This is a genomic window from Ramlibacter sp. bp-362 (assembly GCF_054956735.1).
Window position 1 is genome coordinate 156,694 of record NZ_JBUDXE010000001.1, and the last position, 19,120, is coordinate 175,813.

The window sequence follows — 19,120 nt, forward strand, 5'->3', positions numbered from 1 at the left end:
TTCGGCGCCGCGGGCCCCGCCTCAGGCTGCGCCCGCGAGCGCGCCGCGACGCTGCTTGGCCAGCGCACGCAGCCCCACGATCGCCGCGGCGAAGCCCGACGCCGCGCCCGCCACCAGCGACCAGCGCGGCCCGAACGCGTTGGCGACCGCGCCGATCAGCGGCGCGCCTAGCGGCGTGCTGCCGGCGGACACCGCCAGCACCACCGCGATGACGCGGCCGCGCAGGGCCGGGTCGCTCCACAGCTGCGCGGCGCTGTGCGCCGTGGTCGTGAAGGTCTGCGTGGCCAGGCCGACGAAGAACAGCGCCACGGCGAACAGGCGGTAGCTGGGCATGGCGGCGGCGAACAGCAGGCAGGTGCCGAAGGCGAGCGCCGCGCCCAGCAGCAGCCGCATGCGCGGCTTCTCGCGGCCGGCCGCCATCAGCGCGCCGGTCACCGAGCCCACGGCCATGGAGGACGTGAGCAGCCCGAAGGCGCCGGCGCCGACGTGGAACACCGAGACCGCCATCGTGGAGATGTAGATCGGGAAGTTGATGCCGAAGGCGCCGATCAGGAAGAACATCAGCACCACGGCGCGCAGGTCGTCGCGCTGCCAGACGTGCCGCATGCCGTCCATGACGCCCCGCTGCTTGCCGGAGAGCATCACCCGCGGATGGAAGCTGGTCTGCCGCAGCAGCGCGAGCGCACCGAGCACGGCCACGAAGGACAAGGCGTTGAGCATGAACACCCAGCCGCAACCCACGGCCGCGATCAGCACCCCCGCGACGGCGGGGCCGATCATGCGCGCGGCGTTGAAGGACGTGGAGTTCAGCGCGACGGCGTTCGACAGGTGCGCATCGCCCACGAGCTCGGCCACGAAGCTCTGGCGCGTGGGCGAGTCGAAGGCGGTCACGCATCCCAGCAGGAAGGCGAACAGGTAGACGTGCCACAGCTGCACCATGTCCAGCAGCGTCAGCAGGCCGAGCCCGAGCGCGAGCAGGCCCATGGTGGCCTGGGTGAAGAACAGCAGCTTGCGCCGGTCCAGCCCGTCGGCCACGTAGCCGGTGAGCGGCAGCAGGAGGAACTGCGGGCCGAACTGCAGGCTCATCACGATGCCCACGGCGGTGGCGTCGTGCGGCGTCAGCTGCGTGAGGACGATCCAGTCCTGCGCCGTGCGCTGCATCCAGGTCCCGATGTTGGAGACCAGCGCGCCGGCGGCCCACACGCGGTAGTTGTAGCCGGCGAGGGAGCGGAAGGTGCCTCTCACGGCGCCGCCGGCCCCCGCGCGGCCGGGGCGGCTTGCGCCTCGACGACGCGATGCAGCAGCGCGACGGCGCGGGCGAGCTCCTGCCGCTCCCGCGCGTTGAGCTCGGTGTCGATCACGTGCGACAGCCAGTCGCGCTTGGCGGCCCGGTTCCCGCGGATCCACTTGCGGCAGGCGGGCGTGAGCGACAGCAGCGTCTGGCGGCCGTCGGCCGGGTCGGGCGCGCCGCTCACCAGGCCCGCGGCCTGCAGCGCCGCGACCGTCGCGCCCATGGACTGCGAACGCATGCCGGCCACGCGCGCGAGCGCGCTGACTGTCATCGACCCTTCGCGCTCGAGCCGGCGCAGCACGGTCACCTGGGAAGGCGGCAGGTCGCCCGCATCGACCTGCTCGCGCAGGCGCCGCCGCAGCTTGCCCACGAGCTCGTGCAGTTCGGCGGCGAGCTGGGCGGAAGGGTCGGAGGCAGGAGGGTCGGCGGGCATGTGGGAAGGCAGACTGTGAAGTTTACCTTCGCATCTGCCGTCCGTCAATCCGTCAGGCCCGCTCCCAGTCGTCCAGGTGGCGCACCAGGTCGTCGATCGCGATCACCTCGCGGTGCCTGTCTTCGCCCTCGAACACCACCGCCGACCAGCCGCTCATGCCCACCGGGCGCAGGGAGTGGCCGTCCATGCGCAACTGCTCCCCGGATACGGCGCGCAGCACCACCCGCTCGTAGCGCGAGCGTCCCAGCTGCGCGGGCGTGGCGCTGTCGTCCCAGGCGCAGAGCCGGCCGACGTCCTCGTATTCCTCCGGCCGGTCCTCGAGGTCCAGCAGCGAGGGGCTGCGCCCCTCCACGACGGCGCCGATCAGCCGGAAGGTGAAGGGATCGGAGATGCGGCGGATCGAGCGCAGGAAGTGGCGCACGGTGCGGCCCGCGACGGCGCGCAGGCTCAGCGCGCCGTGCGCTTCGGTCGGCCATTTCTCCGCATCGATGTCGCTGGCGAAGGGATTCCTCGGATAGCAGTCGAAGCGCGCCAGCCAGCCCTTGCGCGAGGTGTGGGGCATGGGGCGGAAGCCGGCGATGACGGGAATGCCGTGCCTGCGCAGTTCGGAGAGCTCGTAGCTCGGCCAGGTCATCACCTCGCGCACGATGCCCACGATCAGCGTCGAGGTCGCCACCATCAGCGAGGGGCTGGGCGTGAAATCGGAAGTGATCTCGATGCGGTCCTTGCGCGGGCGCACGCCCACGCCGGTGGAGCGGCGGTTCGTGGCAAGCAGCATCACCGGCGCGGGCAGGATGTAGGTGAGCAGCTTCGCGAGCCGCTCGATCGTGCGCCCGTTGGACGGCTCGCCCGGCGGCAGCTCGAAGGACACGTTGTAGTGCGCGCTGAAGCCCACCAGGCGCGTGCGCTTGCCGTGCCCCGCGTCCCAGGCGTCGAGCTCGCCGCGGATGAACTGCAGCGCCTCCCACAGCAGGCGCCCGGCGCGCGCCCCGCAGCCCGGCTCGATCTCGACCACCGGGGTCGCCACCTCGATCACGCCGGTGTCGAAGTACACGGCGCCCCCGGTCGGGAGGTGGTAGGAGGTGCCCTGCCGGTGCATCAGCTCGCCGCGGATGAAGTCGCGCGGGCTGCCGAACAGCGCTTCCGGCCGCACCGGCTCGTCGTCCAGCATGAGCGAGCACTCGGCTTCCATGCCCATCGCGGCCAGCTTCAGGCGCTCGGGTGCGGAAGCGCGTTCCAGCTTCTTCGGGTGGGCCATTCAGCTTGCTCCCATGGCGTTGCCCGCGTCCGGCCCGTCCACCGGCTCGAACAGCGTGTAGCCGAGGTCGAGGTGCAGGTGGTCGTCCGCTTCGCCGTCTTCCGTGCCGAAGGGCCGGATCCAGACGCCCGGGATGACGCGGCGCGCGATCGCGGCGTACTTCTCGATCTCGTCGCGGTTGTCGAGGTACGTGTCGCCGATGCGGTAGATGTTCGCCGCGGTACCCCAGCAGTGGCGCGAGGCATGGCGCGTGAGCGCATGCCGCGGCGAGCGGTAGCCGCCGTTGGCCGCCACGTGCACGAAGGTCCCCACCTCCAGCCGGAACAGCTCGAGCGCGCCTGCCAGCAGCAGCACCGCGCAGGGCACGTAGCGCGGGAAGGAACGCGCCAGCAGCGTCTCCCGCACGTCGACGCCGATCAGCTCCCACACGCGGAAGTGCGCGGTGAGGTCCGTCTCCAGCGCCTGGTGCCACGAGTCCACGCGCAGGAAACTCGAAGGCAGCACGCGGGCGGCGCCCGAGCGGTCCTCCAGCGTCTCGCCCGGACGCAGCACCTGCTTCCATTCCGGCGGCAGGTCGTCGTCGCTCACGAGCGGCAGCGGCAGCGTGCTCATTCCTGCCGCCCCGTCGTGTACTCGTACACCGCGCGCGAGATGCGCGCGATCGTTTCCTGCCGGTGCCCCGTCACCTCCGGCGCCCATTCGGTGAGGATGACGACGACGTACGCATCGCGCCCGTCGAGGTACACGATGCCCGCGTCGTGGGCCACCGTCGAGATCTCGCCGGTCTTGTTCGCCACGCGCGCGTCTTCCGGCAGGCCGGCGGGAATGCCGCTGCGGAACTGCTGCTGGTGCAGGATGTCCAGCATCGCCTGCGAGGCCTCGGGCGAGATGGCCTTGCCCTCCTCGATCAGGCGCATGGCGTCGCACAGGCCCGCGGCCGTCACGCGGTTGTTGATGCCCGCCTCCCACGCCGCCTCGTCCTCCACGCCGCGCTGCAGGTCGATGCCGCCCAGGTGCAGGCGCGCGAGCGAGGCGCGGGCGGCTTCCACGCCGACGAGGTCCAGCAAGAGGTTCGTGGCCAGGTTGCTGCTGGTCACGATCATGTGTTCGGCCAGCTCGTGCACCGTCAGCATGCGGCCGATCGCCGCGTGCACGGCCGCGTTCGCGTCGCGCTCCTGCCCCACGCGGAACGGACGGCCGTCGACGACGCCCAGGAAGCGATTGCGCACGTGCACCCGCGAGAAGGGTGCGAAGCGGTGCTGCTCGATGGCCTCGTAGACGGCCAGCAGCACCGGGACCTTGATGGTGCTGGCGGCGTGGAACCAGCGGCTCGCGTTGAGCGACCACGTCGTGTGGTGCTCGAAGTCGTAGGCCGCCACCGCGACGGCGGCCGCGTTGGCTTCCTCGCCGATCTTCAGGATCGTGTCGCGCAGCGTCGTCTCGGCCATGCCTGCCCGGTTGAGGTGGGGGAAGAAGTCTTCCGCCCATGGTGGGGCAGCACGGGGGCCGGCCGCGTCGGACTGGGCCCAAAACGGGCGGCGGAGACCGTCCTCAGCCGGAGGACCAGGGCGCCAGCCGCTCCACCACCCAGTCGATGAAGACCCGCACGCGCGGCGCGAGCTGGCGCTGGTGCGGGTACATCACGGCCACCGGCATGGGCGGGGGCGGGAAGCGCGGCAGGACCTCCACCAGTTCACCCGTCGCGAGGTGCGGCTCCAGGCGGTAGCGCGGCGCCTGGATGAAGCCCAGGCCCTGCAGGCAGCAGGCCGCGTAGGCGTCCGCGCTGGTGACCGCGACGCGTCCCTTCAGCGTCACGGCCTGCACCTTGCCCTTCACCGTGAATTCGAAGGGCGAGTGCTTGCCGGTCGCCGTCGACAGGAAATTCACGGCCTGGTGCGAGCGGAACTGCTCGATCGTGCGCGGCAGGCCGTGCTCCTCGACGTAGGCGCGGCTGGCGCAGGTCACCAGGGGCATCGACGCCACGCGCCGGCTGACCAGGCCGGTGTCGCGCGGTTCGCCGGCGCGCACGACGCAGTCCACGCCTTCGCGCAGCAGGTCGACCAGGCGATCGGTCGTGCCGATCTCGAGCTCCAGCCGCGGATGGCGCCGGCAGAACTCGCCCAGGTGCGGGAACAGGAAGGCCGCGGCGAGCGCGCCGGACAGGTCGACGCGCAGCCGCCCGCTCGGGTTGGCGGCCGCCTCGCCCAGGAAGGACTCGGCCTCGTCGACTTCCGCCAGCACGCGGCGGCAGCGCTCGTGGAAGGCCTGGCCTTCGGGCGTGGGGCTCACGTGGCGCGTCGTGCGGTGCAGCAGGCGCACGCCCAGCCGGCGCTCCAGCTGCTGCACCGCATGCGTCGCCGTCGCGCGCGGCAGGTGCATGTCCTCGGCGGCTGCGGTGAAGCTGCCCAGCTCCACGATGCGCGTGAAGAGGCGCATGACTTCGATGCGGTCCATGGGCGTCTTTGTTGGCGTGTGTTGGACAATCCTTCCCATTGTGGCCCCTTTATCGGGGGGCGCTTCCTGCCGACCATGCGGGGACTCCACACCGAAAGGACATCCCCATGGAAACCGGAAAGATCGCCCTCGTCACCGGCGGCAGCCGCGGCCTCGGCCGCAACATGGCGCTCGCCCTCGCCCGCTCGGGCCACGACGTCATCCTCACCTACAAGAGCCGCGCCGACGAGGCCGCGGAAGTCCGCAAGCAGGTCGAAGCGGCCGGGCGCAAGGCGGCGACCCTGCCGCTCGACGCCGGCGACGTCGCCTCCTTCCCCGCGTTCGCGCGGCAGCTGGCCGAGGTGCTCGAAACCCGATGGGGCCGCCGCGACTTCGACTTCCTCGTCCACAACGGCGGCTTCAACGGCCAGGGCAGGCTCGGGGACACGCGGGAGGAAGTGTTCGACGCGCTGGCCGACGTCCACTTCAAGGGCGTCTACTTCCTGACCCAGCAGCTGCTGCCGCGGCTCGCCGACGGCGGCGGCATCGTGTGCGTGTCCTCCGGGCTGACGCGCATCGCCATTCCCGGCTACGCGCCCTACGCGGCGATGAAGTCCGCCGTGGAAACGCTGGTGCGCTACTGGGCCAGGGAGCTGGGGCCGCGGCGCATCCGCGTGAACGCGGTCGCGCCCGGCGCGATCGCCACCGACTTCAGCCGCGACGTGTACGAAGCCAACCCGCAGCTGCCGGTGATGATCGCGCAGAACACGGCGCTGGGCCGCATGGGCGAGGCCGACGACATCGGCCCGGTGGTCGCCTTCCTGTGCTCCGACGCCGCGCGCTGGGTGAACGCGCAGCGGCTGGAGGCCAGCGGCGGCCAGATGATCTGAAGCGCGGCGGCTTACTCGACCTTCACGCGCGCGGCCTGCGCCACGCGCTTCCACTTCGCGATGTCCCCGGCGATGAAGCGCGCGAACTCCTCGCGCGTGCCCTCGGCCGGGTCGAAGCTGAGCGTGCGCAGCTTCTCGCGCATTTCCGGCGTGGCCATGATGCGGCGCACTTCCGCGTTCAGGCGGTCGAGGATGGCCGCCGGGGTCTTCGCCGGCGCAGCGAGGCCGATCCAGCCGATCGCCTCGAAGCCGGGCACGCCCTGCTCCGCGATCGTGGGCGCCTCGGGCAGGTAGGGCGAGCGCTTCGCGGAGCCCACGCCCAGCACCTTCAGCTTGCCGCCGTGGATCTGCGGCAGCACCGCGGGCAGCGCGTCGAACATCACCTCGATGCGTCCGCTGATCACCTGCGGCTGCGCCTCGGACGCGCCCTTGAACGGCACGTGGACCATCGACACGCCGGTCTGCGCCAGGAAGGCCTCGGTCGTGAGGTGGGAGGTCGAGCCGTTGCCGGCGGACGCGTAGTTCATCGGCTTCTTGCGCGCCGCCGCCAGGAACTGCTGCAGCGTGTTCCACGGCGCGTCCGCCGCGGTCACCAGCGTCTGCGTGACCGTCGCCAGGTTGCTGATCGGCGCGAAGTCCTCCACCGGCCTGTACGGCAGCTTGTAGATCGCGGGCGCCACGGCGAAGCCGCCGCTGGTGGCCATCACCAGCGTGTAGCCGTCGGGGGCGGCCTTGGCGGCGACGTCCGTTCCCAGGCGCGTGCCGGCGCCCGGCTTGTTGTCGACGACGAAGGGCTGCCCCAGCGCGCGCGCCAGCTGGTCACCCACCAGGCGCGCCAGGATGTCCGTCGACTGGCCGGGGGCGATCGGCACGATCACCTTCACCGGACGGGACGGGTAGGCGGATTGCGCGCGGGCGGCCCAGGGCAGGCTGGCGGCCGCGGCGGCGGTGCAGAAGAGGCGGCGGTTGAGGGTCATGTCGTTTCCTAAGGGAGAAGAGGGATGCGGCTCAGGGCCGCGGGGGCGCGAAGCCGTACAGCGCCGCGGGGTTGTCCACCAGGATGCGGTGGCGCAGTTGCGCGTCGGGCACCCAAGCCGCGAGCAGGTCGCGCAGCGCCAGCGTGTCGGGCGGATGGGCCTGCTCGGTGGCGTGCGGCCAGTCGCTGCCCCACACCAGGCGCCCGGGCGCGACGAGCGCCCAGGCCTGCGCGACGGCCAGCGTGTCGGCGAAGGCGGGGTCGCCGCCCTTCGTGTTCAGGTAGGGGCCGCTCAGCTTGAGCCACGCGCGCCCGTCCTGCAGCAGGCCGCGCACGATGTCGAAGGCCGGGTGGCCCAGGCCCGCGCGTCCGGGCGGCAGGCGCGCCATGTGGTCGAAGACGACAGGGCAAGGCAGCCGGCCGATCGCGGCGGCGTGCTCGGCGATCTGGTCGGCCTGCAGGTGCAATTGCAGGTGCCAGCCGAGCGGATGGATGCGAGCCGCGATCGGCTCCAGCATCTCGATGCGCGTGGGCGCGCCGGCGGCGGCATGCAGGGTCATGCGCACGCCGCGGATGCCGCCGGCGTGCAATGCCTCCAGCGTGGCATCGTCCACGTCGGGCCGCACGACGGCGATGCCGCGCGTCTCCGTGGCACCCAGCTGCGCGATGGCGTCCAGCGTGCAGCGGTTGTCCGTGCCGTAGACGCGCGGCTGCACGATCACCGCGCGCGTGGTGCCCATGCGCTGCCGCAGCGCGGCGTAGTCGGCGGCGGTGGCGCGCCGCGGCGTCGCCGTCAGCCGCGGGCCCGGGACTTCGGGGAAGCGCGGGTCGAAGACGTGCAGGTGCGCGTCGCAGGCGCCTGCAGGGAGAGCTGCGGTGCCTGCCACGGCGTTCACTCCGCCTGGATCCCGGCGCTGCGGGCGATGTCCTTCCAGTAGGGGATCGCGCGCCGCACTTCGGCCGCGAAGTCCGTCGCGCTCATCTGCGCCGGCTCCGCGCCTTCACGCATGAAGAACTCGCGCATCTCGGGCGTCTGCACGATGCGGTTCACGGCCGCATTGAGCTTTTCCACGATCGGAGCAGGCGTGCCGCCGGGCGCGAGCAGGCCCCACCAGATCGAGAACTCGTAGCCGGGCACGGCCTCGGCCATGGGCGGCAGGCCGGGCGCGGCGGGCGAAGCCTTGGGGCTCGTCACCGCGATCGCGCGCACCTTGCCCGTGCGCAGCGCCGGCTTCAGCGAGGGGCCGCTGGCGATCAGCAGGTCCACGGTGCCGGCCATCAGGTCGGTCGTGGCCGGGCCCATGCCGCGGTAGGGGATGTGGGTGAGGAAGATCTTCGCCTTGTTCTTCAGCAGCTCGGTCGCGAACTGGTTGGTGCTGCCGGGACCCGAGGACGCGTAGTTGATCTTGCCCGGCTGCTGGCGCGCGAGGGCGACCAGTTCCGCGGGCGTCTTCACCGGCAGGTCGGCCCGCACCGCGATCACGAAGGGCCCGTGCGCCATCATCGCCACGGGCGTCAGGTTCTTCACCGGGTCGAAGGGCAGCTTGGGCTGCACGGCGGCGTTGGTGACGAAGCTGGAGGACACGGCCCCCAGCGTGTAGCCGTCCGGCTGCGCCTTGGCGACCAGGCTGGTCCCCAGCGTGCCGCCGGCGCCGGGGCGGTTGTCGATCACGACCGGCTGGCCCAGCGCTTCCGACAAGCGCTTGCCCATGGCGCGCGCGAACACGTCGTTGGAGCCGCCGGGCGGATAGGGAACGATGATGGTGATGGGCTTGGACGGGAAGGTGTCCTGCGCCAGGGCGGCGCCGGCGGTGCCGAGCACGGCCAGCGCCGCGGCGGCGGTGGCCAGGGCGCGCCGGGAAATGCGCTTGTTCATGGTGTCTCCTTGGGTTGTGCGAATGCGGTGCGGGCGCGGTCAGGCTTGCAGCAGGCCCAGGCGCCGCGCGAGCGCCACGAGGTGTTCGGCGCGCGTGATGAAGGGGCCGTCGACCAGCTTGCCGTCGACGGTGAAGGCGCCCACGCCGCGGGCCAGGACGTCGCGCGCGGCCTCCACGACGCGCAGCGCGTGCGCGATCTCCTCGTCGCTGGGGCGGAAGACGTCGTTGGCCAGCGCGATCTGCGTCGGGTGGATGCAGCTCTTGCCGGCGAATCCCATCTGCTGCGCCGCCCGCGCCTCGCGCACGAAGCCGTCCGGGTTGCGGATGTCCACGTAGGCGCCGTCGTAGGCTTCGATGCCCGCCTCGCCGGCGGCCAGCCGCACCGCGAAGCGCACGGCCTGCGTCGCGAAGGGCTCGCTCATGGGGATGCCCAGTGGCGAGAACAGGTCGCCGAAGCCGATCTGCAGGCCCGTCATGCGCGGGTGGGCCGCTGCGATCTCGGCGGCCAGCCGCAGTCCGCGCGCCGACTCGATGTTGGCGAGGATGCCGATGCGCGGCGCGAGGCCGCGGGCCTTCTCGATGCGCTCGAGGGCCGCGACCGCGTCGCGCACGGTCGCGGCGCTCTCCACCATGGGCAGGTTGAGCACGTCCACGGCTTCGCAGGCGATCGCCTCCAGGTCGGCGGCGAAGTGCGGCGTCTCCGCCGCATTGACGCGCACCACGACCAGCTTGCCGTGCATGGCGGCGCGGCCGCCCTGGAACAGCTTCGCGAGTTCGGCGCGCGCGGCCGGCTTGGCGCCCTCCTCCACCGCGTCCTCGAGGTCGAAGGACACGGCGTCGGCGGCGCCGGCGAGCGCCTTGGCGAACAGCTCCGGACGCGAGGCGGGAACGAACAGCTTGCTACGCACGGGCAGCCTCCTTGGCGCGGCGGCCGATGTCTTGCAGGTAGGAAAGGGTGTCGGCCACGTCGACGACGTCGGCGAATTGCCGGTCCATGTCGAACAGGGAAATGGCGTGCGACACCGGGATGCGGTCGAACACGGCCTGGTGCGGCACGATCACGCGGAAGTTCCACGACGAGGCGTCGAAGACCGTCGCGCGGATGCAGTTGCTGGTGGCGCCGCCGAGCACGATGACCGTGTCGACCTGGCGGTCGACGAGGTAGCCCAGCAGCGGCGTGCCGTGGAAGCCGCTCGGCTTCTTCTTCACGAAGACCAGGTCGCGCGGCCCGGGCTTCAGCTCCGGCAGCAGTTCCGCGCCGCGCGTGCCGGCGAGGCACCAGTGCGGGCTGTCCAGCAGCGCGCGCTTGCGGCCGTAGACGCCGATGTCGGAGCCGTCGCGCTCCAGCTCGAAGCGGGTGAAGAAGCAGGGCACGCCCCTCGCCTGCGCCGCTTCCACCACCGATGCGATCCGGCGCGCCGCGGCGCGGCCGACCTCGCCGCAGCTGGAGGGCCACTCGGCATCCTTGCCCTCTTCGCCGACCATGTAGCGCTGCGCATCGATGACGACGACCGCCGGCCGCGCCCCGAAGCCCATGCGCGTGCCGAAGCGCCCGCGCGCGAGCACGGCGCGGTCCGCCTCGTCGAGATACGCCTCCCAGGGCTTCATCGCAGCGCCCCCTCGCCGCGCAGCTGCGCGATCTCCTCGCTGCTGTAGCCGCAGCGCGCCAGCACGTCGTCCGAGTGCTGGCCGAAGGTCGGCGCGGGCCGGGCGGCGCCGCCCGGCCCGCCGTCGAAGGTGACGGCGCGCGTGAAGCCGCGGTAGCTGCCCACCAGGGGATGCTCGAAGCGCTGGACCATGCCCTCGGCCGCGACCTGCGGATGGTCGAACATGTCCTCCACCTGCCGCACGGCGGCGCAGGGGACGCGTTCGCCGAACAGCTCTTCCCACTCGAGCGCGCTGCGCTGCTGCAGGGCGCCGCGGATCACGGGCACGATCTCCTGCGCGCGCTCGGCGCGCTTGCGCACCGTGTCGTAGCGCTCGTCGGTGGCGAGCTGCGGCAGGCCGATCAGCTCGCACAGCGCCTGCCAGAAGTGCGGCGTGTTCGCGGAGATGTAGAGGCTGCCGCTGCGCGTCGGGTGCAGGCCGGTGATGCCGCCGGAGCGCATGTCGCGGTACACGTCGCGGCCCTCGCCCTCGGCCCAGACCATGCGCGCCGACTGCATCGCGAGGGCGCTGCGCAGCAGCGAGATCTCGACCGACAGGCCGTGGCCCGTGCGCTCGCGCTGGAACAGCGCGGACGCCACGCCGCCGGCGAGCAGCGATGCCGCGTAGTAGTCCACCACCGAGCCGTAGACGATTTCCGGCACGCCCGGCGCGCCCTGCATCGCGCAGATGCCGGTCATCGCCTGCAGGACCTGGTCGTAGCCGGCGCGGTTGCGCAGCGGCCCGCTCTGGCCATAGCCGGTGAGGCTGCAGTAGACCAGGCGCGGGTTCACCTCGCGCAGGGCTTCGTACGTGATGCCCAGGCGCGCGGGCACGGCCGGGCGGAAGTTGTGCACCAGCACGTCCGCGTCGCGCACCAGGCGCAGCAGCACTTCGCGGCCGCGCGGGTTCTTCAGGTCCAGCGCCACGCCCAGCTTGCCGCGGTTCACGCCCAGGAAGGCGCGGCCTTCGGCGGCCAGCGTGGAGGGGTACTTGCGCAGGTTGTCGCCTTCCGGCGGCTCGATCTTGATGACCTCCGCGCCCTGGTCGGCCAGCAGCGTGCAGCCGTAGGGGCCCGCGATGTAGCCGCTCAGGTCGAGGATCCGCACCCCGGCCAGGGGTCCGGGCGAGGTCTCGGGAGTCTGGTCCACGGGGCGCTCCTTACTGCAGGGCCGCGCGCTGCGCGGTCAGGCGCCAGCGGGCCACGTCCTTCGCCACGATCTCCTTCAGCGCCTGCGGCGTCGAAGGCGCGGGCACCGCGCCGGCCGTCTTGAGGAAGGTGGCGAATTCCTTGTCGGCGCAGATCGCGGCGATCTCGCGGTTCATGCGGTCGCGGATCGCGGGCGGCAGGCCGGCGGGCGCGAACAGGCCCCACCAGATCTCCACTTCGTAGTCCAGGCCGGATTCCTTGACGGTCGGGATGTCCGGGTGGTCCGCGTCGCGCTTCGCGCCGGTGAAGGCGAGCATCGGCAGCTTCTCGACGGCCGTGCCGCGCACCGAGGCGATCGTCGTGACGACCAGGTCGATGCGGCCGGCCAGCATGTCCAGCTGGGCCGGCGCGATCCCCTTGTAGTTGACGCCGGTCATCTTCGTGCCGGCGGTGTGGTTGAACAGCTCGGTCGCGAGCTGGGTGGCGTCGCCGAGGCCGGCACTGCCATAGTTGATCTTGCCAGGGTTCTGCTTCGCGTAGGCGACGAGCTCCTGCACGTTCTTCGCGGGGAAGCCCTCGCGCGTCATGATCACGAAGGGCGCGCTCGCCACGCGCGAGATCGGCTCGAAGGCGTTCACCGGGTCATAGGGCGTCTTCTGCACGGCGGCGCTCGTGGCCAGCGAACCGGACACGAACAGGAAGGTGTAGCCGTCGGCCGGCGACGTGGCCACGAGGTTGTTGCCGATCGTGCTGCCGCCGCCCGGACGGTTGTCGACCACGACGGACTGGCCGAGCGTGGTGCCCAGGCGCTGCGCCAGCCGGCGCGCGATCACGTCGTTGCTGCCGCCGGGAGCGAACGGAACCACGATGCGCACGGGCTTGCCGGGCCAGGTGTCCTGGGCGTGGACACCGGCCGCGCCGGTGAGGAGGCCGAAGCACAAGGCGCCGAGCGCGGCGAGGGATTGACGTCGGGGGAGATGCATGGGGGTCCTGCGAGGAGAAATGAAAAGCGCGGCTCGCGCGCCGATCCCCTGATGGTAGGCGCCTGCTAACATAAGAAAAGCGAGTCTTTCTTGAATCTCCCTTGAGTTTTCCTCATGAAACTGGCCGCCCTCGAAACCCTCGGCGCCGTGCTGTCGACCGGCAGCTTCAGCGCGGCCGCCAACGAGGTGGGCGTGACGGCGAGCGCCGTCAGCCTGCAGATGAAGCAGCTGGAGGCGTACATCGGGCGGCCGCTGTTCGACCGCTCCGGGCGCACCGCGGTGCCGACGCCGGTGGCGCGCGAACTGGCGGCCGCGTCCGCGAGCGCGCTGGCGGCGATCGAGAGCTTCCGCGCCCGCAGCCCGCTGGCCGTGTCGGGGCTGCTGCGGCTCGGCGCGATCACCAGCGTGCAGACCTCGGTCGTTCCGCACGCGCTGCGCCTGCTGCGCGCGCGCCATCCGGGGCTGACGGTGCAGCTGGCGCTGGACGTGAGCGCGCCGCTGCAGGCGGCCGTGAGCGCCGGCCGGCTCGATGCCGCGGTGATCGTGCGGCCGCCGCGGGGCGGCTCGAGCCGGCTCGCCTGGCGCGACCTCGCGCGCGTGCCCTTCGTGCTGGTGGTGCCCGCCGACGCGGAGCACGGCACCCCGCAGCAGCTGCTGCGCCGCCATCCCTGGATCCAGTACGAGCGCACGCTCACGGGCGGCCGCGTGGCGGCGCAGTACGTGCGGCGCCTGTGCCCCGACAAACGCCCGGCCCATGAACTCGCTTCGACCGACGCGATCATCGGCATGGTCGCCGAAGGCCTGGGCGTCTCGGTGATCCCGCGGCCGCGCGCGCCCCTGCAGCGCGCCTATGCCTTCCGCGAAGTGGCGCTGGGCGCCGGCGCGCCCTCGCGGCAGGTGGCCTGGACCTGCCGCAAGACCGACGTGGAGGACCGCCGGCACGCCGCGGTGTTCGCGGCGCTGGTGGAGGCGTACGAGGCGGTGGGGGGCGAGTAGCGCCGCGCGCTCAGGCGCGCGCCGCCGGCGTGTCGCCGGTGCCCAGGTCCCAGTACAGGCCCGTCATCACCTCCAGGCCTTCCCGCAGCAGCTCCGGCGGCAGGTGCTCGTTCGGCGCGTGCTGCGAGCAGCCGGCGTAGGAGTGCGGCACCCAGATCGTGCGCAGGCCCAGCACGTCGGTGAAGATGTCGTTGGGCAGCGAGCCGCCCAGGTTGGGCAGCACGGCGGGCTTCTTGCCGGTGGTGCGCGCGAGCGAGCGCACGGCCCACTGCACCCACTCGTCGTCGGGGTCGATGCGCGTGGCGTGGAAGAAGGTCTCGCGCGTGGTGGCGATCTCCACCATGCCGAAGCCGTGCCGGTCCAGGTGGCGGCGCAGCGCCGGCAGGATCTGCTCGGGGTCGACGCCGACCACGAAGCGCAGCTGGCAGCGCGCCCAGGCGCGCGGCGGGATCGCGTTGACCGGCGTGTCGGGGTTGCCGGTCTTGTAGGCCAGCACCTCGAAGCTGCACCAGCCGTACACGCGCTCCGCCGGCGTCAGGCCCGGCTCGCCCCACCAGGGTTCGATCTCCGGGCCGTCGCTGCCGCCATCGACTTCGCAGTCCGCCAGCACCCGCCGCACCGAGGCGGGCAGTTCCTTGGGCACCCATTCGGGGATGCGGATCTGGCCGGTGGGCGAGGTGATGCTGGCGATCGCGTGCGCGAGCTGGATGCCCGGGTTGGAGATGAGGCCGCCCCAGTTGCCGGAGTGGTGGCCGCCGGCGCGCGCCTCGATCGCCAGGTCGAAGTTCATGCTGCCGCGCGAACCGAGGAAGACGGTGGGCCGCTCGGCGCGCAGGCGCGGGCCGTCGGAGGCGATCAGCAGGTCCGCCTTCAGCGCGTCCTTCTGCTCGGTGCACAGCTCGCGCAGCCCGGGCGAGCCGGTCTCCTCGCCCATCTCCACCAGGAATTTCGCGTTGAAGCCCAGCTTGCCGCGCGTGGCGATCACGTGGCGCATCGCCTCCATGTTGATGCTGTGCTGGCCCTTGTTGTCGGCGATGCCGCGGCCGTACCACCGGCCGCCGCGCTCCGTCATCGTCCAGGGCGACAGGCCTTCCTGCCATTCGCGGTCCAGCCCGCGGATCACGTCGCCGTGGCCGTAGCCGAGCACCGTGGTCGCGTCGGGGGACTCGATCCGTTCCGCCAGCAGGAAGGGCGCCTTGGCCTTGGGGTGTTCGAGCACGCGGCAGGAGAAGCCCATCGCCTCGAAGGACGGCCCGACCTCCTGGTCCAGGTACTGGCGCAGCTCGGCGCCGCGCTCGGGGTTCTGGCTTTCGGTGGGCACCGCGATGCGGCGCGCCAGCATCTGGCGGAACTCGCCGCTGTCGAAGCTGCTGCGGGCGCGGGCGATGGCGGCGTCGCGGGATTGCGTCATGTCGTTTCCTGGGGGTGGAACAGGTGGCAGGCGACCTGCGCTTCGCCGCTTTCCAGCAGCTGCGGCGCCGCGCGGTCGCAGCCTTCGAGCCGGCGCGGGCAGCGCGGATGGAAGGTGCAGCCGGCGGGCGGATTCAGCGGGTCGGGAAAGGCGAGGCCGAGGCCGGTGTCGGGGATGCCGAGCGTCGTGTCCGGCGTCAACACGGAAGCGAGCAGCGCCTGCGTGTAGGGATGCTGCGGCCGCGCGAACAGCGTGCGCGTGTCGGCGAATTCGACGACGCGCCCGAGATACATCACCGCCAGCTTGGTCGCGATGTGTTCGACGACGGCCAGGTTGTGGCTGATGAACACGTAGGTGAGGTTGAACTCCTGCCGCAGGTCCAGCAGCAGGTTCAGGATCTGCGCCTGCACCGAGACGTCGAGCGCCGAGGTCGGCTCGTCGCACACGACGATCTCCGGCTTCATCACCAGCGCGCGGGCGATGGCCACGCGCTGGCGCTGTCCGCCCGACAGCTGTCCGGGCGTGAAGTCGCCGTAGCGTGCCGGAAGGCCGACGCGTTCCAGCATGTCGAGCGCCTGCGCGCGGCGCTGGGCCCGCGTGCCGATCCCGTGCACGTCCAGCGGGAAGGCCACGATGGACGCCACGGTGCTGCGCGGGTTGAGCGAGGAATACGGATCCTGGAACACCGGCTGGATGCGCCGCGCCACCGCACGCCGGTCGAGGCCGGCGATGTCCTGCCCATCCAGGAAGATGCCGCCCGCCGTGGGTGGCGTGAGGCCCAGCAGCATGCGCGCGAGCGTCGACTTGCCGCAGCCGGATTCGCCGACGATGCCCAGCACGTCGCCGCGCTCCACGTGGATGTCCACGCCGTTGACGGCCTGCAGCAGGCGCCGGCCGCGGAACATGCCCGCGTTCACGCTGAAGCTGCGCTGCAGGCCGACGGCACTGAGGAGAGCACTCATGCGGCCACCGCCTCGGGTTCGATCACGCAGCGCCAGCGCCGCCCCGCGCCGGCGTCGCGCAGGTCGATCGCCTGCGTGCACGCGGCCTGCGCATGCGGGCAGCGCTCGCGGAAGGTGCAGCCGCGCAGTTCGCCGGTGAGCGAAGGCACGACGCCGGGAATGCTCCCCAGCCGGCTGCCGGGCGTGGTGCGGCCCGGCACGGGAATGCAATCGAGCAGGCCGCGCGTGTACGGGTGCCGGGGCTGCGCGAAGATCTCGGCCGCCGTGCCCTCCTCCACGACCTGGCCGGCGTACATCACGGCGACGCGGTCGGCGATGCGCGCGACGACGCCGAGGTCGTGCGTGACCAGCACCATGGCGATGCCCAGGTCGTTCTGCAGGTCGGCCAGCAACCTCAGGATCTGCGCCTGGATGGTGACGTCGAGCGCGGTGCTCGGCTCGTCGGCGATCAGCAGGTCGGGGCCGCACATCAGCGCCATGGCGATCATCACGCGCTGGCGCAGGCCGCCGGAGAGCTGGTGCGGATACTGGCGCAGCCGCTCGCCCGCGGACGCGATGCCAACCTTCTCCAGCAGTTCAACGGCGCGCTCGCGCGCCTCGGCCGCGCCGGCGCCGCGATGGTGGCGGTAGTGCTCGACCAGCTGCTCGCCGATCGTCCAGGCCGGATTCAGCGCCGTCATCGGCTCCTGGAAGACCATCGCCATGCGGTCGCCGCGCAGCGTGTTGATGCGACGCGGGCTCGCGGCAGCCAGGTCCTCGCCGAGGAAGTTCATGGTGCGGGCCCGGCGGACCGCCGCGCGCGGCAGCAGGCCCATGATGGCCAGCGACGTCATCGACTTGCCGCAGCCCGATTCGCCGACGATGCACAGCGTCTCGCCGCGGCGCACCTGGAAGGACACGTCGCGCACCGGGTGCACGACGCCCGAGGCGCCGCGGATGTCGACGTGCAGGCCCTGCACGTCCAGCACGACGGACGGGTCAGCTGCGCTCATGGGGCATGAACACCTGGTGCAGGCCGTCGCCGGCCAGGTTGATCGCGAAGATCAGCAGCGCGAGCGCGCTGCCGGGCAAGGCGATGAGCCAGAACGAGAAGAACATGTAGCCCTTCGCTTCCGCGATCATCAGGCCCCACGACGGCAGCGGCGGCTGCACGCCCAGGCCCAGGAAGGACAGCGACGCCTCCAGCAGGATCGCGCTGGCGGCCTCGAGCGAGGCGACCACGATCAGGTGCGGCAGCACGTTGGGCAGCACCTCGCTCGCGATGATGCGTGCCGTCGAAGCCCCGGCGGCCTGAGCCGCCGCCACGTATTCCAGCGAGCGCACCTGCTGCGTCGCGCTGCGCATCACCACGGCGAAGCGGTCCCACTTGAGCAGGCCCAGCACCAGGATCACCACCCAGAGGGAGCCGCCCACCAGGGCGACGGTCGCCAGCGCCACCAGGATCACGGGCATGGACAGGCGCGTCGTCACGATGAAGGACACCAGCATGTCGGTGCGCCCGCCGAAGTAGCCGGCCAGCAGGCCCATGGTCGTACCGATCACGCCGGAGATCAGCGCGACGCTGGCGCCGATCAGCAACGAGATGCGCGCGCCGTACAGCAGCCGCGACAGGTAGTCGCGCCCGAGCTGGTCGGTGCCCAGCGGATGCGCCCACGCGCCCTGCGCGTACCAGACGGGCGGCGCGGTGCGGTGCGCGAGGTCCTGCACGTAGGGGTCGTAGGGCGAGAGCAGCGGCGCGAACAGGGCCAGCAGCACGATGGCGAGCAGGATGCCGCCGCCGACCACCAGCGCCTTGTTGCGGAGGAAGCGGCGCAGCGCCGAGGGCCGCGTGGGCACGGCCTGCACTTCGGGCAGGGCGGCGACGGCGGGCAGTTGCGCGGACATCAGGCCACCCGGATGCGCGGATCGAGCCACGCGTTGGCCACGTCGGCGGCGAGCGTGAGCGCCACGTAGATCACGGACAGCAGCAGCACGATCACCTGCATCACGGGGAAGTCCTTGTTGGTGATGCTCTGGAAGGCCAGGTAGCCCAGGCCGTCGAGCGCGAAGATGGTCTCGATCACCACCGAGCCCCCGAGCAGGAAGCCGAGCTGCACGGCCGCGAGCGCCACCACCGGCACGATCGCGTTGCGCAGCGCGTGCTTGAAGACCACCGTCGCCGGCGTGAGCCCCTTGGCGCGCGCCGTGCGGATGTAGTCCGCGTCCAGCACCTCGATCATCCCGGCGCGGATCAGCCGCATGAAGGCCGGCGCCGCGTAGTAGCCGAGCGCCAGCGCCGGCATGATGAAGTGCTGCCAGGTGCCGCTGCCCGACGCGGGCAGCACGCGCATGGTGATCGAGAACAGCATGATCAGCAGCAGCGCGAAGAAGAAGTTCGGCAGCGCCTGCCCCAGCACGGCCACCGCGAGGCACAGGCGGTCGATCCAGCTGTGGCGGTAGATCGCCGCCAGCACGCCGAGGGGCACCGAGATCAGGAGCGCCACGCCGATGGCGGCTCCGCCCAGGATCAGCGTGGTGGGCAGCTTGTCGGCCACCAGCGGCGCGACGTCCGTCTTGAAGTACACGGAGGTGCCGAAGTTGCCGCGCACCAGCTTGCCCAGCCAGTCCGCGTACTGCACGGGGACGGGCCGGTCGAAGCCGTAGGTCTTGCGGATCATCTCGATGTCCGCCGTGCGCGCGCCCTCGCCGGCCAGCGCCACGGCGGGATCGCCGGAGACGAAGACCAGCAGGTACGCGACGAACGACACCGTCAGCGCCACCAGCAGCGCGAGGCCCAGGCGCTTGAGGATGTAGAACAGCATCAGCCGTTCCCTTCG

The 19,120-nt window shown here is 71.9% G+C and carries 20 protein-coding genes; 2 read left to right on the top strand and 18 right to left on the bottom strand.

The features are described from left to right. Positions 1-21: 21 nt before the first annotated feature. The 6 genes from ACY0MJ_RS00740 to ACY0MJ_RS00765 form a co-directional block, all read right to left on the bottom strand. Positions 22-1,245 (bottom strand): MFS transporter, encoded by a 1,224-nt coding sequence (locus ACY0MJ_RS00740; protein WP_462636340.1) that lies wholly within the window; start codon positions 1,243-1,245, stop codon positions 22-24. Then, entirely contained in the window at positions 1,242-1,724 is a 483-nt protein-coding gene (locus ACY0MJ_RS00745) for a MarR family winged helix-turn-helix transcriptional regulator (RefSeq protein ID WP_462636341.1), read from the bottom strand. The genes ACY0MJ_RS00740 and ACY0MJ_RS00745 overlap by 4 nt, the downstream gene beginning before the upstream one ends. Before the next feature lie 52 nt (positions 1,725-1,776). Next, complete coding sequence (locus ACY0MJ_RS00750; RefSeq protein WP_462636342.1) at positions 1,777-2,982, bottom strand: hypothetical protein; 1,206 nt, start codon at positions 2,980-2,982, stop codon at positions 1,777-1,779. Then, complete coding sequence (locus tag ACY0MJ_RS00755) at positions 2,983-3,594, bottom strand: hypothetical protein (protein WP_462636343.1); 612 nt, start codon at positions 3,592-3,594, stop codon at positions 2,983-2,985. After that, a complete protein-coding gene (locus ACY0MJ_RS00760) occupies positions 3,591-4,430 on the bottom strand; it encodes a serine hydrolase (RefSeq protein WP_462636344.1) in 840 nt (279 codons plus the stop codon). The genes ACY0MJ_RS00755 and ACY0MJ_RS00760 overlap by 4 nt, the downstream gene beginning before the upstream one ends. A 103-nt stretch (positions 4,431-4,533) precedes the next feature. After that, positions 4,534-5,436 (bottom strand): LysR substrate-binding domain-containing protein, encoded by a 903-nt coding sequence (locus ACY0MJ_RS00765; RefSeq protein ID WP_462636345.1) that lies wholly within the window; start codon positions 5,434-5,436, stop codon positions 4,534-4,536. Positions 5,437-5,543: 107 nt separating this feature from the next. Here ACY0MJ_RS00765 and ACY0MJ_RS00770 point away from each other — a divergent pair, with 107 nt between their 5' ends. Then, the gene (locus ACY0MJ_RS00770) at positions 5,544-6,305 is read left to right on the top strand and encodes an SDR family NAD(P)-dependent oxidoreductase (protein WP_462636346.1); all 762 of its coding nucleotides are present in this window, start codon (positions 5,544-5,546) and stop codon (positions 6,303-6,305) included. 11 nt (positions 6,306-6,316) lie between these two features. On the opposite strand, the gene ACY0MJ_RS00775 is transcribed toward ACY0MJ_RS00770, so the two are convergent. The 7 genes from ACY0MJ_RS00775 to ACY0MJ_RS00805 are packed head-to-tail and all read right to left on the bottom strand — an operon-like array spanning position 6,317 to position 12,935. Then, positions 6,317-7,282, bottom strand: coding sequence for a Bug family tripartite tricarboxylate transporter substrate binding protein (locus ACY0MJ_RS00775; protein ID WP_462636347.1), 966 nt, complete (start codon positions 7,280-7,282; stop codon positions 6,317-6,319). 31 nt (positions 7,283-7,313) lie between these two features. Next, entirely contained in the window at positions 7,314-8,177 is an 864-nt protein-coding gene (locus ACY0MJ_RS00780) for an amidohydrolase family protein (RefSeq protein ID WP_462636348.1), read from the bottom strand. Further along, on the bottom strand, positions 8,174-9,157 hold the full coding sequence (locus ACY0MJ_RS00785) for a Bug family tripartite tricarboxylate transporter substrate binding protein (protein WP_462636349.1): 984 nt from the start codon (positions 9,155-9,157) through the stop codon (positions 8,174-8,176). The genes ACY0MJ_RS00780 and ACY0MJ_RS00785 overlap by 4 nt, the downstream gene beginning before the upstream one ends. Positions 9,158-9,196: 39 nt before the next feature. After that, positions 9,197-10,066, bottom strand: a complete 870-nt coding sequence (locus ACY0MJ_RS00790; protein WP_462636350.1) for an HpcH/HpaI aldolase/citrate lyase family protein — start codon at positions 10,064-10,066, stop codon at positions 9,197-9,199. Continuing rightward, positions 10,059-10,766 (bottom strand): cysteine hydrolase family protein, encoded by a 708-nt coding sequence (locus ACY0MJ_RS00795; RefSeq protein WP_462636351.1) that lies wholly within the window; start codon positions 10,764-10,766, stop codon positions 10,059-10,061. Before ACY0MJ_RS00795 ends, ACY0MJ_RS00790 begins: the two co-directional genes overlap by 8 nt. Continuing rightward, the gene (locus tag ACY0MJ_RS00800; protein ID WP_462636352.1) at positions 10,763-11,953 is read right to left on the bottom strand and encodes a CaiB/BaiF CoA transferase family protein; all 1,191 of its coding nucleotides are present in this window, start codon (positions 11,951-11,953) and stop codon (positions 10,763-10,765) included. Before ACY0MJ_RS00800 ends, ACY0MJ_RS00795 begins: the two co-directional genes overlap by 4 nt. Before the next feature lie 10 nt (positions 11,954-11,963). Continuing rightward, on the bottom strand, positions 11,964-12,935 hold the full coding sequence (locus ACY0MJ_RS00805) for a Bug family tripartite tricarboxylate transporter substrate binding protein (protein WP_462636353.1): 972 nt from the start codon (positions 12,933-12,935) through the stop codon (positions 11,964-11,966). A 114-nt stretch (positions 12,936-13,049) separates the two neighbouring features. Between ACY0MJ_RS00805 and ACY0MJ_RS00810 the strand changes: the two genes are divergently transcribed. Further along, complete coding sequence (locus ACY0MJ_RS00810; protein WP_462636354.1) at positions 13,050-13,931, top strand: LysR family transcriptional regulator; 882 nt, start codon at positions 13,050-13,052, stop codon at positions 13,929-13,931. A gap of 10 nt (positions 13,932-13,941) precedes the next feature. Here ACY0MJ_RS00810 and ACY0MJ_RS00815 read toward each other — a convergent pair whose 3' ends face one another. Genes ACY0MJ_RS00815 through ACY0MJ_RS00835 form a run of 5 tightly spaced genes read right to left on the bottom strand, consistent with a single transcriptional unit; the run spans position 13,942 to position 19,105 of the window. Next, entirely contained in the window at positions 13,942-15,342 is a 1,401-nt protein-coding gene (locus ACY0MJ_RS00815) for a M20 family metallopeptidase (protein ID WP_462636355.1), read from the bottom strand. Beyond that, positions 15,339-16,304, bottom strand: coding sequence for an ABC transporter ATP-binding protein (locus tag ACY0MJ_RS00820; RefSeq protein WP_462636356.1), 966 nt, complete (start codon positions 16,302-16,304; stop codon positions 15,339-15,341). Before ACY0MJ_RS00820 ends, ACY0MJ_RS00815 begins: the two co-directional genes overlap by 4 nt. Then, a complete protein-coding gene (locus ACY0MJ_RS00825) occupies positions 16,301-17,296 on the bottom strand; it encodes an ABC transporter ATP-binding protein (protein ID WP_462636357.1) in 996 nt (331 codons plus the stop codon). Before ACY0MJ_RS00825 ends, ACY0MJ_RS00820 begins: the two co-directional genes overlap by 4 nt. Beyond that, complete coding sequence (locus ACY0MJ_RS00830; protein WP_462636358.1) at positions 17,283-18,188, bottom strand: ABC transporter permease; 906 nt, start codon at positions 18,186-18,188, stop codon at positions 17,283-17,285. Before ACY0MJ_RS00830 ends, ACY0MJ_RS00825 begins: the two co-directional genes overlap by 14 nt. Continuing rightward, positions 18,188-19,105 carry an ABC transporter permease gene (locus ACY0MJ_RS00835; RefSeq protein WP_462636359.1) on the bottom strand — a complete coding sequence of 306 codons (918 nt, stop codon included), beginning with the start codon at positions 19,103-19,105 and terminating at the stop codon, positions 18,188-18,190. Before ACY0MJ_RS00835 ends, ACY0MJ_RS00830 begins: the two co-directional genes overlap by 1 nt. Between the last annotated feature and the right edge of the window lie 15 nt (positions 19,106-19,120).

Coding starts and splice junctions, on each gene's coding strand:
- ACY0MJ_RS00745 (WP_462636341.1), bottom strand. CDS start 1,724: ATGCCCGCCGACCCTCCTGCCTCCGACCCTTCCGCCCAGCTCGCCGCC.
- ACY0MJ_RS00750 (WP_462636342.1), bottom strand. CDS start 2,982: ATGGCCCACCCGAAGAAGCTGGAACGCGCTTCCGCACCCGAGCGCCTG.
- ACY0MJ_RS00755 (WP_462636343.1), bottom strand. CDS start 3,594: ATGAGCACGCTGCCGCTGCCGCTCGTGAGCGACGACGACCTGCCGCCG.
- ACY0MJ_RS00760 (WP_462636344.1), bottom strand. CDS start 4,430: ATGGCCGAGACGACGCTGCGCGACACGATCCTGAAGATCGGCGAGGAA.
- ACY0MJ_RS00765 (WP_462636345.1), bottom strand. CDS start 5,436: ATGGACCGCATCGAAGTCATGCGCCTCTTCACGCGCATCGTGGAGCTG.
- ACY0MJ_RS00770 (WP_462636346.1), top strand. CDS start 5,544: ATGGAAACCGGAAAGATCGCCCTCGTCACCGGCGGCAGCCGCGGCCTC.
- ACY0MJ_RS00775 (WP_462636347.1), bottom strand. CDS start 7,282: ATGACCCTCAACCGCCGCCTCTTCTGCACCGCCGCCGCGGCCGCCAGC.
- ACY0MJ_RS00785 (WP_462636349.1), bottom strand. CDS start 9,157: ATGAACAAGCGCATTTCCCGGCGCGCCCTGGCCACCGCCGCCGCGGCG.
- ACY0MJ_RS00795 (WP_462636351.1), bottom strand. CDS start 10,766: ATGAAGCCCTGGGAGGCGTATCTCGACGAGGCGGACCGCGCCGTGCTC.
- ACY0MJ_RS00805 (WP_462636353.1), bottom strand. CDS start 12,935: ATGCATCTCCCCCGACGTCAATCCCTCGCCGCGCTCGGCGCCTTGTGC.
- ACY0MJ_RS00810 (WP_462636354.1), top strand. CDS start 13,050: ATGAAACTGGCCGCCCTCGAAACCCTCGGCGCCGTGCTGTCGACCGGC.
- ACY0MJ_RS00815 (WP_462636355.1), bottom strand. CDS start 15,342: ATGACGCAATCCCGCGACGCCGCCATCGCCCGCGCCCGCAGCAGCTTC.
- ACY0MJ_RS00820 (WP_462636356.1), bottom strand. CDS start 16,304: ATGAGTGCTCTCCTCAGTGCCGTCGGCCTGCAGCGCAGCTTCAGCGTG.
- ACY0MJ_RS00825 (WP_462636357.1), bottom strand. CDS start 17,296: ATGAGCGCAGCTGACCCGTCCGTCGTGCTGGACGTGCAGGGCCTGCAC.
- ACY0MJ_RS00830 (WP_462636358.1), bottom strand. CDS start 18,188: ATGTCCGCGCAACTGCCCGCCGTCGCCGCCCTGCCCGAAGTGCAGGCC.
- ACY0MJ_RS00835 (WP_462636359.1), bottom strand. CDS start 19,105: ATGCTGTTCTACATCCTCAAGCGCCTGGGCCTCGCGCTGCTGGTGGCG.